This is a genomic window from Sphingomonas sp. GW821-FHT02B09 (genome assembly GCF_059421875.1).
Genome location: NZ_JBWKVV010000001.1, coordinates 1,250,495 through 1,267,951 on the forward strand (window position 1 = coordinate 1,250,495; position 17,457 = coordinate 1,267,951).

Here is a 17,457-nt window from a genome sequence, read left to right on the forward strand (position 1 = left end):
TGTGTCAGCTATCGGCGAGCTCGGCCACGAAATCGTAGCTGTCGCCGCGGTAATAGGATCGGGTGAATTCGACGGCACGGCCGTCGCGCAGGAAACCGCGCCGCTCGATCAGCAGCCCGGGCGAGCCCGGGTCGACGCCGAGCATCCGCGCATGATCGGTGCCGAACGGTACCGCACGCAGCCGTTGCAGCGCCCGCACCGGCCGATGCCCCGCATCGGTCAGCGCCGCGTAGAGCGAGGCGTCGACCGCATCGAGCGACGGCAGGCAGAAGCCGGCGATCGTCGACACCTCCAGCGCCATCGGCACCTCGTCGGCGAAGCGCAGCCGCTGGAAGCGATAGACCGGCGCGCTCGGCGACAGCGCCAGCGCCATCGATTCCTCGGGGCTGACCGTGCCGACGCTGCGCGACACCCAGCTGCTGCTCGGCACCAGCCCGCGCGCGATCATGTCCTCGGTGAACGACGACAATTTGCTGAAATTCTTCTCGACGCGGCCGGCGACGAAGGTGCCCGCGCCGCGCCGGCGGGTGAGCAGCCCTTCCTCGACCAGCCCCTCGATCGCCTTGCGCACGGTGATCCGCGACACCCCATATTCCACCGCGAGATCGCGCTCGGCGGGAATGGCGTCGCCGCGCACGATCACCTCGCCGCCGATCGCGTCGCGGATGAGCTGTTGCAGCTGCAGATAGAGCGGTGAGGGATTGTCGGCACGAAACCGCCCCACCCGGCTCACGAAACTCATCCCTCACTCCCTGTCCTGCTGCTTGTGGCGTCAACGGGTGCCACGGCTCGCAGAGCGGCGCCAGTGGCGCCTTGCCCTACAATTGTCTTAGATTGGACTTGTCGTCAATCACCTGGCGCAGCTCTGCGACCAGCCGACGGCTCGTCACCCGCGGCAGCGGGCCGAAGTCGAGCCGCGCATCCTCCGCCGCTGCCGGCTCGCTCGCCGAGCCGTGCACCGCCGATACCGCGGTCGCCGCGATCAGGCCGGCGACGTTGCCGGGCGCGACCCCCGCCCCCGCCATCACCACCAGCCGGCCGCCGGCCCGCGACACCATCCGCGCGATCGTCGCCGTCCCCGCCGGCGCCGACGCCGCCCCGCCGGAGGTCAGGACATGATCGAAGCCGAGCGCCACCGCCTCCTCCACCGCCGCGACGGGATCGTCGACCACGTCGATCGCGCGATGCAGCGTCAGTCCCGCCGGCAGCTCCGGCAGCGCCGCGCGCCACGCCGCCAGCGCCTGCCGGTCGAGCCGCCCGTCGCGCGTCGCGCCGAACACCAGCCCCTGCACCCCCGCCGCGAGCAGCGCCGCCGCCTCGCGCCCTGCCAGCGCCAGATCGGCCGCGTCATAGTCGAAGCCGCCGGGCCGCGGGCGGACCATCGCCCGCACCGGCACGCCCGCCGGCCGCGCCACGTCGAGCACCGCCGCGACCAGCCCCGCCGACGGCGTCAACCCGCCGAGCGCCAGCGCCGCGCACAATTCGATCCGGTCGCACCCGCCGGCGATCGCCGCCGCCGCGCCCTCCGCCGATTCGACGCATATTTCCAAAGCGATTCGCGGACGGGAGGCGGGACTGTCAGACGGCACCATGTTCATTCCTCCGACACTGCACGGGACCTATCGAGCGCCGGTGCAAAACGCGTTTTGACGCTGCACGCAACCCGTGATCGCCACCGAACCTGCGACGAACCGAGTGCAGAGCCGCCTCCGCCCCGACCCCCCGGCACCGCTCGCCCGCCCACGACCACGTCTCGCAAACCATTGATCTGACGCTTGATCTTGTCACTTCGGAACCGCCCACTCAGGGCCACTCCGGCCCCATCGCGCACGGTTCGGCGCGTTTTGGAAACAAATTTGACATAATCTACTGCATAGATTGGTTTACATTGGTTATACCTTACTACGCACGACGCGAGACACGATGCCGAAATGGCACGCTCGCCACGCCTGTCGCCGGCATCTGCGGCAGCTTGGGATAGGGGGGCACGCGGCCGGGCGTGTTCCGCGAAGGGGACTGAACCTTATGCACCTCCGCCACGCGATTCTGGCGACCACCGCGCTCACCCTCTCCGCTGCGGCGGCGCAGGCGCAGACCACGCCGACCACGACCCCGCCGGGCAGCAGCGAGCAGGCGCAGCCCGCCGCCGCCGACGGCGGGCAAAGCGGCGACGAGATCGTCGTCACCGGTTATCGCGGCAGCCTGCGCGAGGCGATCAACGTCAAGCGCAACGCCAATGCCGTCGTCGACGTCATCACCTCGGAAGACGTCGGCAAATTCCCCGACCGCAACGTCGCCGAATCGCTGTCGCACATTCCCGGCGTCAGCATCGACCGCCGCTTCGGCGAGGGCGAGAAGGTCGCGATCCTCGGCACCGATCCCGCGCTCAACCGCATGCTGCTCGACGGTCATGCGCTCGCCTCGGCGGACTGGGGCGGCAACGACAACGATCCGTCCAGCCGCACCTTCAACTATTCGCTGCTCGCGCCCGAACTCGTCGACCGGCTGGAAGTCTACAAGTCGCCCGAACCGCGTATCGAGGAAGGCAGCCTCGGCGGCACCGTCATCGTCCGCACCCGCCGTCCGCTCGACCTGCCCGCCAATTCGATCTTCGCCTCGGGCGGTTATTCGTACAACGACCGGTCGGACAAGGGCAACGTCCGCGCCTCGGGCCTGTATAGCTGGCGCAATGCCGACGAGACCTTCGGCGTCCTCGTCGCCGCCACCTACGACAAGCAGAACCTGACCCGCGCCGGCGTCGAATTCTTCGGCTATGACAATACGGCGCCCAACGCCGACGGCACCTACAACAGCCCGTTCGTCAACCGCGCCAGCGACGGCACGCTCAGCCTCAAGAGCCCCGGCGCGACGATTAACGGCGGCACCATCGCCGACCTCTACAAGGCGGCCTCGCCCTTCGGCATCAACTACGCCTATTTCCAACAGCAGCGGCAGCGCAAGAGTGTGTCGGGCACGATGCAGTTCCGCCCGACCAGCGAACTGACCTTCACGCTCAACGGCACGCATATCGACGGCAATTACAACAATTACAGCCAGTCGATGTACACGATCCCCGGCGCCTGGACCGGCGACGTGCTGCAGTCCGCGACGATCAGCAACGGCGTCGTCACCGCCGCGAGCTTCGGCGCGGCCCGGCAGCAGGCGTCGCAGCTCGACACGCTCGTCCGCCGCACCAGCTTGAAGACCGACAATCTCAACCTGTTCGCCGACTGGGAAGGCGACGGCGGCGCCAAGGTCAACTTCGCGGGCGGCTGGTCCAAGGCGACCGGCGGCCGCAATCCCGAATATCTGTTCAACGTGCAGACCAAGCTGCCTTACAGCTATGCCTTCACCAGCGACAGCGCGACGGTGAATTACGTTGGCGATCCCACCAATCCGGCCAATTACTTCACCAACCCGAACAACAATCCGGCGCAGATCGAAGGCCGTCCGGTCACCACCGCCAGCGGCGCGCAGCTCGTCGCTGCGCAGATCGGCGGGCTCGATTATAGCGTCACCACGGATCGCGACATCTTCGGTGGCTATGACGCGACCATCCCGGTCGACTTCGGCCCGTTCACCGAAATCCTGCTCGGCAGCCGCGTCACCGATCACGTCAACCGGATCAACGCGCGTGGCGTGAACACCTATCTGCAACAGTCGTTCAACGTCACCCAGCTCGGCGTCACCGCGCTGTCCACTCCGGACGGCACGTTCGACGGCAGCGGCGGCATGGGCAATGCCACCAAATATCTGAACCTGCCGCAGCAGGCGGTGATCGACATCCTCGCCAACGCGATCAACAGCCCGCTGGTCACCAAGGTCGCCGCCTCGACCAAAGTCCGCGAGACGGTAATGGCCTCCTATGCGCAGGCCAATTTCGATCAGGGCGGCGTGCGCGGCAATATCGGTGGCCGCCTCGTCTATACCCGCGACGTCTCCAATTACGCGACGACGTTGAGCAATACGGTCAATCCGACACCGGTGCCGACCCGTACCACCACCGATTATCTGAAGTTCCTGCCCAGCCTCAACATCGCTTATTCGATCACGCCCAAGGTGATCGTCCGCGGTGCGGTCGCGCGCGTGATCGCCCGGCCGCGCTACGAGGATCTGGCGGCGGCGACCTCGCTCAACAACGTCACGCTCGACGGCGGTGGCGGCAATCCCAACCTCAAGCCGTACGAATCGACCAATTACGAGCTGACCGCCGAATATTATCCGCGCGCCGGCACGCTGCTCGCCGTCGAGCTGTTCCGTCGCGAGATCTCGAACTACATCTTCAACACGCGCACCAATGCGGTGTTCTTCAACTCGCTGACCAACGCACTGGCGACCTATAACGTCAACCAGCCGATCAACGGCGGCAAGGCCAAGGTCAACGGCGCGTTGGCATCGGCGCAGACCGATATCTGGGGCGGCTTCGGCTTGCAGGCGAACTATTCCTATCAGGAAAGCACCACCTCCAACACCGACGTCACCGGCACGACGCTCAACCTGCCCTATCTGTCGAAGCACACCGTCAACGTGATCCCCTATTTCGAGAAGGGTCCGTTCCAGGCGCGCGTCAGCTACAATTACCGGTCGAGCTATTTCCGCACGATCGGCCGCCTCGGCTCGCGCGAGATGGTCGCGCCGTACAGCCAGCTCGACGCCTCGGCCTCGCTCAACCTCACCAAGGGCATCGTGCTGAGCGTCAACGCGCAGAACCTGCTCGACGAGACCTATCGCCAGTATAACGCGACGCCCGACCGGCCGACCGCTTTCTACAAGAACGGTCGCACCTTCGCCGCGGCGCTGTCCTTCAGAATGTAACCTTCGGCTGATACCACCGGTCCGGACCTGGTCCGGCTCCCCGGCTCGTTTCCCCGCAGAGCGCCCCTCCCCTGGGGGTGTTCCGGCCCTCGGCCCCGGCATCGCGTTGCGATCGCCGGGGTCTTTTTTTGCGCGTCAGGCATGGACGCCGCGGCATCGGTCCTGCAAGATACCATCAAATACCAAAACAGGACCAAGGGGTTGTCATGAGGGAGCATGTCGGTTTCGCGACCATCGTCGGCGGCGTTCTGACGCTGCTGTCGCCGGCCGCGGCGACCGCCCGGACCGCTCCTGCTCCCGCTCCCTTGCCGCTCGTGCCGATGCCGCAGACCGTGACCCGTGGCAGCGGCAGCTTCACCGTCACCGATGGCGCCCGGCTCGCCGTCCCCGCCGGCGACGCGGCGGCGGAGGCCGCCGCCCGGCTGCTCGCGGCGCACGTCCGCGTCGAACGCGGCCTCACCCTCGCTCCGATCGCCGGCGACGCACCGATCCGCTTCGTCCGCGACGCGACGATCGCGGGCGACGAGGCCTATCGCCTCGACGTCGACGCCCGCGGCATCCGCATCGCCGCGTCCGGCGACCGCGGCCTCGTCCACGGCGCGATGACGCTGGCGCAATTGCTCAGCCCCGATCGCGCCTATGGCCGGTCGGTCGCGGTGCCCGCGCTCGCCATCACCGACGCGCCGCGCTTCGCGTGGCGCGGGCTGATGATCGACCCCGCGCGTCACTTCCAGCCGATCGGCTTCCTCCGCGGCATCGTCGACCAGATGGCGTCGGTGAAGCTCAACACGCTCCATCTCCATCTCACCGACGACCAGGGCTGGCGGTTCGAGGTCAAGCGCTATCCCCGGCTCACCGAAATCGGCGCATGGCGCACCCCGCCCTCGGCCGGCGGCGCGCCCGGCCCGCGCGTCGGCGGCTTCTACACGCAGGGCGAGTTGCGCGGCCTCGTCGCCTACGCCGCCGAGCGCGGCATCGTCATCGTTCCCGAGATCGACCTGCCCGGCCACGCCCAGGCGCTGGTCGCCGCCTATCCCGAACACGGCGTGCTCGGCGATCGTCCCGCGGTCGGCCACGATTGGGGGGTGAACCCCTATCTGCTCAACCCGCGGCCCGAGACGGTGCGCTTCGTCGAGGACATCCTCGACGAACTGCTCGCGGTGTTCCCCGGCCCGTACATCCACCTCGGTGGCGACGAGGCGGTCAAGGACCAATGGGAACGATCGCCGCAGGTGCAGGCGCAGATGGCGTCGCTCGGCCTCAAGACCGAGATGCAGATGCAGAGCTGGCTGATCGATCAGCTCGGCGCCTATCTCGCCAAGCACGACCGCCGCCTGATCGGCTGGGACGAGATCCTCGAGGGCGAATTGTCGCCGTCGGCCTCGGTGATGTCGTGGCGGGGCGACAAGGGCGCGGTCGAGGCGGCGTCGCGCGGCCACGACGTCGTGCTGTCGCCCGGCCCGACGCTCTATCTCGACAATTCGCAAAGCCGCCGCGACGACGAACCGCCCGGCCGGCTCGCCGTCCAGACGCTCGCCGATCTCTATCGCTACGATCCGATGCCGGCGGGCATCGCTCCCGACAAGGCGGGCCACGTCCTCGGCGCGCAGGGCAATGCGTTCAGCGAATATCTCATCACCGCGTCGCAGGTGCAGCATGCGATCTTCCCGCGCGCCGCCGCGCTCGCCGAGATCACCTGGTCCGCCAAGGCCGCGCGCGACTTCCCCGGCTTCGTATCGCGCGTCCAGCCGCAGCTCGCACGCTGGCGCCGCTCGGGACTGGAGGTCGCCGACAGCGCCTTCGCGGTCGGTTACACGATCCAGGGCCGCCGCGGCGATGCGCTGCGGGCCGGCCGGGTGACGGTGGCGCTGGCGACGCAAGCGCCGCTCGGCACGATCCGCTATACGCTCGACGGCAAGGACCCGACGCCGCGCTCGCGCGCCTATGCCGCGCCGCTGACGCTGGCCCCCGGCGCGACGATCCGCGCCGCCGCTTTCGATGCCACCGGCACCGCGCTCGCCACCCCGCGCGCCTTCGCGACCGACCGCGCCGCGCTGCTCGCCCGCGGCAACAGCGACCTGACCGCCTGCCCGACCGGGTCGCTCGCGCTGCGCGTGCCGCTGACCGCGGACGCCACCGCCGACGCGCCGGCGTACGACATCGACCTGTTCGACACCTGCTCGGTCTACCCCGCCGCGCCGCTCGACGTGGCGAGCGGCATCACGCTCGACATCGCTCGCCTGCCGCGCCCGTTCGGCCTCGCGCACGATTTCACCCAGCTGCGCGCGCATTATAACGTCACGCCTTATGGCGAGCTGGTCGTTACCGCCGGCTGCCCGGTCAAGGACGGCCCGCGCCCGCCGGTCGTCGCGACCTTCCCGCTGCCCGACCCGGCGACCGCGCCCAACCGATTCCGCGTCACCGCGCCCGTCGCCCGGCGCAGCGGCGATCCCGACCTCTGCCTGCAATTCACCTCGCCGCTCTCGGACCCGCTCTATGGGGTCGAGCGCGTGCAACTGACGGAGCCCAATTCGTGAAGCCCCTCCGCCCCGCCCTGCTCACGCTGGCGCTGCTCGCGCTGACCCCCGCTTATGCCGCCCCGCGCGAGGCGGTGCCGCTGGATCGCGACTGGCAGGTCCGCCTCGACCCCGCCGACGCCGCCGCCGCCAAGGCGCACCCCAAGGAGACGCGCTGGCTGCCCGCCCGCGTCCCCGGCAGCGTCCAGCAGGACCTGATCGCCGCCAAGCGCGTCCCCGATCCGTTCAAGGGCACCAACGAGGCGGCGATCCAATGGGTCGGCCTGTCCGACTGGCAGTTCCGCACCCGCCTGTCGGTCACCCCGGCGATGCTGGCGCGCGACCATCTCGACCTCGTCTTCGACGGCCTCGACACCTTCGCTACCGTCCGCGTCAACGGCACGGTGCTGCTCTCCGCCGACAACGCCCACCGCCGCTGGCGCGCCGACGCCAAGCCGCTGCTCAAGGCCGGCGCCAACGAGATCCTCGTCACCATCGCCTCGCCGATCAAGCAGCTCGCGCCGCTCGTCCTCGCCGAGCAGCATCCGCTGCCGGGCGAATATGTCTCGGCGTTCAAGGACGATCCCGGCGACCGCCAGACCTCGCCCTATATCCGCAAGCCCAAATACCAATATGGCTGGGACTGGGGTCCGCGCATCGTCACCGTCGGCCTGTGGCGCCCCGCCCGGCTCGAGGCATGGGACGAGGCGCGGCTCGACACGCTGCGCGTCGAGCAGGACGCGCTCAACGACGCCGAGGCGCGGCTCACCGCCCGTGCGACGATCGTCGCCGACCGCGCCAGGACCGTGACGCTGCGCACCCTCCTCACCGCCCCCGACGGCACCACGCAGACGATCGACCGCCCGGTCGCGGTAGCGCCCGGCAGCAACGCCGTCGCCATCCCGCTCACCGTCGCCACGCCGCAGCGCTGGCAGCCGGTCGGCTATGGCGCGCAGCCGCTCTACACCGTCGCCACCAGCCTCGTCGTCGACGGCGTCGAATCCGATCGCAGCCAGCGCCGCATCGGCCTGCGCACCGTCACGCTCGACCGCCGCAACGGCGCGTTCGGCTTCATCGTCAACGGCACGTCGATCTTCGCCAAGGGCGCCAACCTCATCCCGTTCGACAGCTTCCCCGCCCGCGTCGATCGCGCCGAGATGCAGTCGCTGCTCACCGGCGCGCGCGACGCGCACATGAACATGATCCGCATCTGGGGCGGCGGCTATTATCTGGACGACGCCTTCTACGAGATGGCCGACCGCATGGGCCTGATGATCTGGCAGGATTTCATGTTCGGCGGCTCGGTCACGCCCCCCGACGCGGCGTTCCGCGAGAACGTCCGCATCGAGGCCGACGAACAGGTCGCGCGCCTCGGCGACCATCCCTCGATCGTCATCTGGACCGGCAACAACGAAGTCCTGTCCGGCTGGGAGAATTGGGGCGACCGCAAGGCGTTCAAGACCGCGATCGGCCCCGACGAGCAGGAGCGGATCGGCACCGGCATGGCGGTGCTGTTCGACCGCGTGCTGCGCGACGCGGTGACCCGCAACAGCCCCGGCACCCCCTATATGCCCGGTTCGCCGTCGAGCGATTACGAAGGCCCCAACGACACCGACGCCAACGGCGACCGCCATTTCTGGGACGTCTGGTCCGGCTCCAAGCCGGTCGAGCAATATCTCGACCATTGCCCGCGCTTCATGTCCGAATATGGCTTCCAGTCGATGCCGACGATGGCGACGATCCGCGACTTCGCCGGGCTGGGGCAGCTCGCCGCCGACAGCGCGGTGATGAAGGCGCACCAGAAGTTCCTGTCCGGCGAAGGCAATGCGCGCCTCCAGCTCTATCTCGACCAGCGGCTGCGCCCGGCGAAGGACTTCGCCGACTTCGTCTATCTGACGCAGGTCGATCAGGCACAGGCGATCAGCCTCGCCGCCCTCCACCATCGCGCCTGCCGGCCGGTGACGATGGGCTCGCTGTTCTGGCAGCTCAACGACGTCTGGCCGTCGGTCAGCTGGGCGAGCATCGACCATCTCGGCCAGTGGAAGCTGCTGCAATATGAGGCGAAGCGCTTCTTCGCCCCGCAGGCGATCGTCGCCGAGCACAAGGATAGCGCGACCCGCGTCGTGCTGCTCTCCGACGCGACCACGCCGCTGCCGGCCCGCTGGCGGCTCACCGTCCGCGACATGACCGGCGCGACGCTGTCGACCCGCGAAGAGGCGGCGACGCTCGCCCCGCTCTCCGCGGCGACGGTCGCGACGCTGCCCGACGCCGATCTGTTCGGCACCGCCGCGCCGGCGCAGAGCTACGCGGTCGCCGAACTGCTGGTCGACGGCCGCACCGTCAGCCGCACCCTCGTCGAGCGTCTCGTGCCCAGGGACATGGCCTATCCGGACCCCGGCCTGACGCTGCGCCGCTCGGGCGACACCGCGACGATCACCGCCACCAACCTCGCGCGCGCGGTGATGATCGACATGGGCGACACCCCCGGACAAGCGTCCAACAACGGCTTCGACCTGCTCCCCGGCGAAAGCGTCACGGTGACGCTCACCGGCAAGCAGACCCCGACGCTCAGGACGCTGGCGCGCTGATGGCGGCGCACACCCGTCTCATCGCATCCGGCGGATCGGGGTCACGCGAAACCGCGAAGCCGCGAAGAGATGCGCGCGCAGCAGCGCAAAGCCCCAGCGGCGCAGCCACCCGCAAAATCCCCCCGGCAACAAGCGCCCCCGGCATAGAATCGCGGCCGGGCACCACCAAGCCCACCCCCTCCGCGCCTCCGCGCCTCCGCGCGAACTTCCCCTTCTCTTCCTCCTCCTGCTTTCCCACTTCGCGCCTTCGCGTCTTCGCGCGACCCCCCTCAAGTGTTCCCGCGAACGCGGGAACCCAGAGCCAAGCAGAGCAACGTCTGATAGCGTCCGGGACCCTGGGCTCCCGCCTTCGCGGGAGCACTGGCTTGGTTCCGCAAGGATCTCGCGTCCGCAAGAGCGCACGTAGGTCGGAGCGGCAGCACATTATCACGCTCGTCCCCCAACTGGACCCCGGTCTCCGCGCGAACGTCCCCTTTTCTTCCTCTTCCTGCTCTCCCACTTCGCGCCTTCGCGTCTTCGCGCGCCCCCCCTCCAGTGTTCCCGCGGAGGCGGGAACCCAGAGCCAGGCAGAGCAACGTCCGATGGCGTCCGGGACCCTGGGCTCCCGCCTTCGCGGGAGCACTGGCTTGGTTCCGCAAGGGTGTCGCGTCCGCAGAAGCACACGTAAGTCGGAGCGGCAGCACATTATCACGCTCGTCCCCCAACTGGACCCCGGCCTCCGCGCGAACGTCCCCTTTTCTTCCTCTTCCTGCTCTCCCACTTCGCGTCTTCGCGGCTTCGCGCGCCCCCCCTCCCGTGTTCCCGCGAAGGCGGGAACCCAGAGCCAGGCAGAGCAACGTCTTATAGCGTCCGGGACCCTGGGCTCCCGCCTTCGCGGGAGCACTGGCTTGGTTTCGCAAGGGTTTCGCGTCCGCAAGTGTGCGCGCAGGTCGGACCGGCAGCGCGCCATCGCGCTCGTCCCCCAACTGGACCCCAGCCCCCGCCGCGACACGTCCGCACGCACAATCACGCCGCACCACCCCTCTGCGTCCTCCGCGCCTTCGCGCGCAACCCCCTCCCCAGGAGCGTCCGTATGATCCCCGCCCTCCTCCTGCTCGCGCAGGCCGCCGACCCGATCGCCGCGACGGTCGCCACCATGTCCCCCGAGCGCAAGGCGGCGCAGCTCCAGAGCACCGCCCCCGCCGATCCCGCCGCCGGCCTGCCCGCCTACGACTGGTGGAGCGAAGGGCTGCACGGCCTCGCCCGCGACGGCTATGCCACCGTCTTCCCGCAGGCGATCGGCCTCGCCGCGACCTGGGACGTCGACGTGATGAACCGCGTCGGCACGATCGTCAGCACCGAGGCGCGCGCCAAGTTCAACGCCAGACCCGTCGCCGCCGATCGCCGCATCTACGAAGGGCTGACGATCTGGTCGCCCAACATCAACATCTTCCGCGATCCGCGCTGGGGCCGCGGGCAGGAGACCTATGGCGAGGACCCGTATCTCACCGGTTCGCTCGGCGTCGCCTTCATCCACGGCCTGCAGGGCCCCGATCCCAGCCACCCCCGCGTCGTCGCCACGCCCAAGCATTTCGCCGTCCACAGCGGCCCCGAAGCCGGCCGCGACAGCTTCGACGTCGATCCCAGCCCGCAGGATCTCGAGGCGACCTATCTCCCCGCCTTCCGCCGCGCGATCATCGAGGGCAAGGCGACCTCGCTGATGTGCGCCTACAACAGCATCCACGGCGTGCCGGCCTGCGCCGCCTCGTGGCTGATGAACGACCGGCTGCGCCACGATTGGGGCTTCACCGGCTTCACCGTCTCCGACTGCGACGCGGTCGGCAACATCAGCGTCTATCACCATTACCGCAAGGACAGCGCCGGCGCGGCGGCGGCGGCGATCCGCGGCGGCACCGACGTCAATTGCGGCAGCGCCTATGGCGCGCTGCCGCAGGCGCTCGCCGCAGGGCTGGTCAGCCAGGCGGAGGTCGATACCGCACTGACCCGCGCGCTGCGCGCCCGCCGCGCGCTCGGCATCGCCTTCGGCGGCACCAGCCCGTACAGCACGATCCCCGCCAGCGAGGTCGCCACCCCCGCGCACCGCGCCGCCGCGCTCGACGCCGCGCGCAAGTCGATCGTGCTGCTCCAGAACAACGCCGACCGCCTGCCGCTCAAGGCCGGCGCGAAGATCGCGGTGATCGGCGCCAATGCCGACGACCTCGGCGTGTTGCAGGGCAATTACCACGGCACCGCGGTCGCCCCGGTCACCCCGCTCGACGGCCTGCGCACCCGCTTCGGCGCCGCCAACGTCACTTATGCGCAGGGCTCGCTGCTCGCCGAGACCGCGGCGATCGCCGTCCCCGAAACCGCCCTGCGCGCCGACGGCAAGCCCGGCCTGCGCGCCACCTATACGGGCGGCAGCGGCGCGCCGACCGTCCGCCAGGACCGCCGCATCGACCTCGACGTCAATCGTGCGCCGCCCGCGCCCGGCCTGCCCGCGATCGGCTATACCGCGCGCTGGACGGGCGAGTTCGTCCCCCCCGCCCCCGGCCGCTACCATCTGATCCTCGATCAGACGCAATGCTGGAAGGATTGCACGGTCCACGATCGCGCCAGGCTGACGCTCGGCGGCAAGACGCTCCACGACGGCGACCTGCCCAAGGGGCGCGTCGATCTCGTCATCGACAGCGACGGCACGCCGCAGCCGATCGACATCCTCCTCGATCACCGGTCGGAGGACGACAGCTTCCGCCTGCTGTGGCTGCCCCCCGCCGAACCGTTGCTGGCGCAGGCGGTCGCCGCGGCGAACCAGGCGGATGTCGCCGTCGTCGTCGCCGGCCTGTCGCCCGATCTGGAGGGCGAGGCGCTGTCCGTCTCCGTCCCCGGCTTCGTCGGCGGCGACCGCACCGACATCGCGCTGCCCGCACCGCAGCTTCGCCTGCTCGCCGCGCTCAAGGCGACCGGCAAGCCGATCGTCCTCGTCCTGACCAGCGGCAGCGCGGTGTCGGTCGATCCCGCCGCCGCCGATGCGATCCTCGCCAATTGGTATGCGGGCGAGGCGGGCGGCACCGCGCTCGCCGACGTGCTGTCCGGCACCGTCAATCCCGCCGGCCGCCTGCCGGTGACGCTCTACCATGCAACCACCGATCTGCCCGCCTTCACCGATTACGGCATGAAGGAGCGCACCTATCGCTATTTCACCGGCAAGCCGCTGTGGGGCTTCGGCCATGGCATGAGCTACACCAGCTTCCGCTACGCCGCGCCGCGCGGCCCCGCCTCGGTGGCGGCGGGCGGCGACCTGCGCGTCGAGGCGAGCGTCACCAACACCGGCGCACGCGACGGCGAGGAGGTCGTCCAGGCCTATCTCGTCCCCCCGGCGGCCAAAGCGGTGGGCGGCAACGTGCCGGTCCTCCAGCGTCAGCTCGTCGGCTTCCGGCGTATCGCCGTCGCCCGCGGCAAGAGCGCCAAGGTCGCCTTCACGCTGGATCCGCGCGCGATGAGCATCGTCGATCCCGACGGTCGCCGCCACGTCGTCCCCGGCGCCTACCGCCTCTACGTCGGCGGCGGCCAGCCGGGCGACGGCGCCGGCCAGTGGTTCGCCTTCACCGTCACCGGTGCCGACACGGAGCTGCCCAAGTGATGCGCGATACACCTCTGACCGTGTTCCTGCGAAAGCAGGAACCCAGGGCCACACGAGACGGCGCCCGCGACCCTGGGCTCCTGCGTCCGCAGGAGCACGACGGCCTCAACCGCCGCCACTTCCTCACCGCGACCGCCGCGTCGGCGGCGACGCTGGCCACCCCCGCCTTCGCCGCGCCACAGCTGCCCTCGAAGCGCCCCGCCGCCGCCGACCGCCGTTTCACCAGCCCGGCGGTCGAGCGCGAGCTCGCCCGCGTCTCGGCGCAGATCGGCGACGCCAAGCTGCGCTGGATGTTCGGCAATTGCTATCCGAACACGCTCGACACCACCGTCCGCATGAGCGGCACCGCGGCGGCGCCCGACGCCTTCGTCATCACCGGCGACATCCCCTGCCTGTGGCTGCGCGATTCCTCGGCGCAGGTGAAGCCCTATCTCCACCTCGCCAGACAGGCGCCCGAGCTGCGCCGGCTGATCCGCGGCCTGATCGCGCGCCAATCGCGCTGCATCCTGCTCGATCCTTATGCCAATGCCTTCATGGAGGACCCGACCGCCAAATCGAACCTCGAATGGTCGCAGAAGGACGAGACCGAGATGAAGCCCGGCGTCGCCGAGCGGAAATGGGAGATCGACTCGCTCTGCTACCCGATGCGCCTCGCGCACGGCTATTGGCGCGCCACCGGCGATGCGGCGCCGTTCGATGCGACCTGGGCGGCGGCGGCCCGCGCCAGCATCCGCACCTTCCGCGAACAGCAGCGCAAGGACGGCCCCGGCCCCTACAGCTTCCGCCGCTCCGCGCCGCAGCCGACCGAGACCTTGCTCTGGGGCCACGGCAACCCGACGCGGCCGGTCGGCCTGATCCATTCGGGCTTCCGCCCCTCCGACGACGCCTGCCTCTACCCCTTCCTCATCCCCAGCAACCTGTTCGCCGTGACGGCGCTGCGCGAACTCGCCACCGTCGCCAAAGAAGCAAGCAATGACAATGACTTAGCACAATCCGCCATGGCTTTGGCGGCGGAGGTCGCGGCGGCGCTCAAGGCCCACGGCACGATGCGTCTGCGTGACGATAGTGAAGTTTGGGCCTATGAGGTCGACGGCTACGGCAACGCCGTCTTCATGGACGACGCCAACGTCCCCAGCCTCTCCGGCCTCGCCTATCTCGGCTGCGTCGACCCCGCCGACCCGCTGTGGCAGCGCACCCGGGCAGCCTGCTGGAGCGACGCCAACCCCTGGTTCTTCCGCGGCAAGGCCGGCGAGGGCATCGGCGGCCCGCACGTCGGCGCCGGCCAGATCTGGCCGATGTCGCTGACGATCCGCGCCCTCTCCGCGACCGACGACGCCACGATCCGCGGCGCCCTGCGCACCCTGCGCGACACTGACGGCGGCACCGGCTTCATCCACGAGAGCTTCGACCGGGACGATCCCGCCAAATTCACCCGCAGCTGGTTCGCCTGGGCGAACGGCCTGTTCGGCGAGCTGATCCTCCACCTCGCCGCCACCCGACCCGCATTGCTGAAGGCGCCCCTATGACCGAAGGCACGATCTCCCGCCGCACCCTCCTCGCCGGCACCGCCGCCGCCGGCCTGCCGCTGCCCGCGCTCGCCGCGGCCCCGACGCCCGCCGCCGCCAACCTCTTCATCGGCACCGGCGGCCACGGCCACACCTATCCGGGCGCGACCCTGCCCTTCGGGATGGTCCAGCTCAGCCCCGACACCGACGTCGAGCGCTGGGACGCCTGCTCGGGTTATCACCGCACCGACACGTCGATCATGGGCTTCAGTCACACGCACCTGTCGGGCACCGGTATCGGCGACATGCTCGACGTGCTGGTCGTGCCGACCCGCGGCCCGGTGCAGCTCCTCCCCGGCCCGCTCGACAACCCTGACGCCGGCTACCGCCAGCGCTTCACCGCCGAACATGCCGAGCCCGGCTATTATCGCGTCGCGCTGGAAAGCGGCGTCCGCGCCGAGCTGACCGTCACCGACCGCACCGGCTACCACCGCTACACCTTCCCCACCGGCCCTGCCCACATCCTCGTCGACCTCTCGCACCTCGTGCTCGACAAGAGCGACCAGCCGCCGCTCGTCACCGACGCCAGCCTGACGCTCGATCCCGACGGCACGCTGACCGGCAGCCGCACCGTCCACCGCTGGGCGAAGGGCCGCCACATCCACTTCGCGCTCCAGACCTCGCGCGCGCCGAGCCGCGTCACCCTCTACGGCGACGGCGATGCGCAGCAGCCAGCGGGTGCCCGCGCGGTCAAGGGCATGCGTCTGAAGGCCGTCCTCCATTATGACGACGCCGGCGCCGCGCCGATCCTGATCCGCTGCGGCATCTCCGGCGTCGATGTCGCGGGTGCCCGTGCCAACCTCGCCGCCGAGGGCAGAAGCTGGGACTTCGACGCCGTCCGCCGCGCCGCGCAGACCACCTGGGCGCGCGAGTTCGACGCGATGCGCGTCGAGGGCGGCACCGCCGACCAACGCACCATCTTCGCCTCCGCGCTCTACCACGCGCTGATCGCGCCTACGCTCTTCTCCGACGTCGACGGCCGCTACATCGGCCTCGACCGCAAGCCGCACGCGCTCGCCAGGGGCGAAGCCGCGTACAGCAGCTACTCGCTGTGGGACACCTATCGCGCGCTCCACCCGCTGCTCACCATCGTCGCCCCCGACAAGGCGCAAAGCCTCGTCGCAGACCTGATCCGCCAGACGCAGCAGAGCCCCTATGGCCCACCGGTCTGGCCGCTACAGGGCGTCGAGACCGGCACGATGATCGGCTGGCACGCCGTCTCGGTCCTCGCCGAAGCGCAGGCGAAGGGCATCGAGGCCGATTACGCCGCCGCCTGGCCGGCGATCGCCAAGCGCAGCTTCGACTTCACCGCGCCCGATCGCGACAACAGCAAGGGTCGCGACGTCTACGACGCCAAGGGCTATGTCCCCGCCGACGTCTGGTTCGAGAGCGTCAGCCGGACGCAGGAATATGCCTATGACGACTGGGCCTCGGCGCATCTCGCCCGCGCCGCCGGCCGGACGGCGGAGGCGGACCGGCTGCTCAAGCGCTCGGGCAATTGGCGCAACGTCATCGACGGCAAGGCCGGCTTCGCCAAGCCGCGCTTCGCCGACGGCCGCTGGTGGAGCCCCTACGACCCCATCCAGCTCGGCCATATGCCCAAGCCGTGGTGGCGCGATTATACCGAGGCGAACGGCTGGCAGGCGACCTTCCTCAACCAGCACGACGTCTACGGCCTGATCGCGCACATGGGCGGCGATGCCGCGTTCGAGGCCCGGCTCGACGCGCTGTTCACCGCGCCCTCGACGCTGCCGGCCAACGCCCCGCCCGACATCAGCGGCCTCGTCGGCCAGTATGCGCACGGCAACGAGCCCAACCACCACGTCGCCTATCTCTACGCCTACACCGGCGCGGCGTGGAAGACGCAGGCGATGGTCCGCCGGCTGTGCGTCGAGATGTACAAGAACGACCCCGACGGCATCATCGGCAACGACGATTGCGGCCAGATGAGCGCCTGGTTCGTGCTGTCGTCGCTCGGTTTCTACCCGGTCGATCCGGTCGAGGCGGTGTACGTCTTCGGCTCGCCGCTGTTCGAGCGCGCCGAGATCCGCCTGCCCGGCGGCAAGCGGCTGACGATCGAGGCGCCCGGCAACCGCGCCGACACGCCCTATGTCCGCGCGGTCAGCCGCAACGGCAAGCCTTGGACGAAGAACTGGATCAGCCATGCCGAGCTGATGCAGGGGGGCCGCCTCACCTTCGCGATGAGCGCGACGCCGGTGAAGAGCTTCGGACAGGCCAAGGCGGATCGCCCGCCGTCGAACGGCCGCGGCGCGGCGTGAGGCACGCGTCGCGATCGACCCGCTGTACCCCGGCGGAGGCCGGGGCCCAGTTGCGGGAAGCGCGGTAACGACGCG

8 protein-coding genes are annotated in these 17,457 nt (G+C 69.9%); 6 read left to right on the forward strand and 2 right to left on the reverse strand.

What is annotated here, in order from left to right:
- Positions 1 to 4 precede the first annotated feature (4 nt).
- Entirely contained in the window at positions 5 to 742 is a 738-nt protein-coding gene (locus AC07U4_RS05735) for a GntR family transcriptional regulator (protein WP_038660807.1), read from the reverse strand.
- A gap of 76 nt (positions 743 to 818) precedes the next feature.
- Positions 819 to 1,592 (reverse strand): copper homeostasis protein CutC, encoded by a 774-nt coding sequence (locus AC07U4_RS05740; RefSeq protein WP_495194727.1) that lies wholly within the window; start codon positions 1,590 to 1,592, stop codon positions 819 to 821.
- Positions 1,593 to 2,025: 433 nt separating this feature from the next.
- On the opposite strand from AC07U4_RS05740, the gene AC07U4_RS05745 reads away from it, so the two are divergent.
- From AC07U4_RS05745 to AC07U4_RS05770, 6 genes are all read left to right on the forward strand, one after another.
- Complete coding sequence (locus tag AC07U4_RS05745) at positions 2,026 to 4,815, forward strand: TonB-dependent receptor (protein ID WP_495194728.1); 2,790 nt, start codon at positions 2,026 to 2,028, stop codon at positions 4,813 to 4,815.
- Positions 4,816 to 5,021: 206 nt separating this feature from the next.
- Positions 5,022 to 7,352, forward strand: coding sequence for a beta-N-acetylhexosaminidase (locus AC07U4_RS05750; protein WP_495194729.1), 2,331 nt, complete (start codon positions 5,022 to 5,024; stop codon positions 7,350 to 7,352).
- The gene (locus AC07U4_RS05755) at positions 7,349 to 9,919 is read left to right on the forward strand and encodes a beta-mannosidase (protein ID WP_495194730.1); all 2,571 of its coding nucleotides are present in this window, start codon (positions 7,349 to 7,351) and stop codon (positions 9,917 to 9,919) included. Before AC07U4_RS05750 ends, AC07U4_RS05755 begins: the two co-directional genes overlap by 4 nt.
- 1,072 nt (positions 9,920 to 10,991) lie before the next feature.
- Complete coding sequence (locus tag AC07U4_RS05760; protein ID WP_495194731.1) at positions 10,992 to 13,538, forward strand: glycoside hydrolase family 3 C-terminal domain-containing protein; 2,547 nt, start codon at positions 10,992 to 10,994, stop codon at positions 13,536 to 13,538.
- Positions 13,538 to 15,064, forward strand: a complete 1,527-nt coding sequence (locus tag AC07U4_RS05765) for a glycoside hydrolase family 125 protein (RefSeq protein WP_495194732.1) — start codon at positions 13,538 to 13,540, stop codon at positions 15,062 to 15,064. The genes AC07U4_RS05760 and AC07U4_RS05765 overlap by 1 nt, the downstream gene beginning before the upstream one ends.
- Complete coding sequence (locus AC07U4_RS05770) at positions 15,061 to 17,382, forward strand: GH92 family glycosyl hydrolase (RefSeq protein WP_495194733.1); 2,322 nt, start codon at positions 15,061 to 15,063, stop codon at positions 17,380 to 17,382. Before AC07U4_RS05765 ends, AC07U4_RS05770 begins: the two co-directional genes overlap by 4 nt.
- Positions 17,383 to 17,457 lie beyond the last annotated feature (75 nt).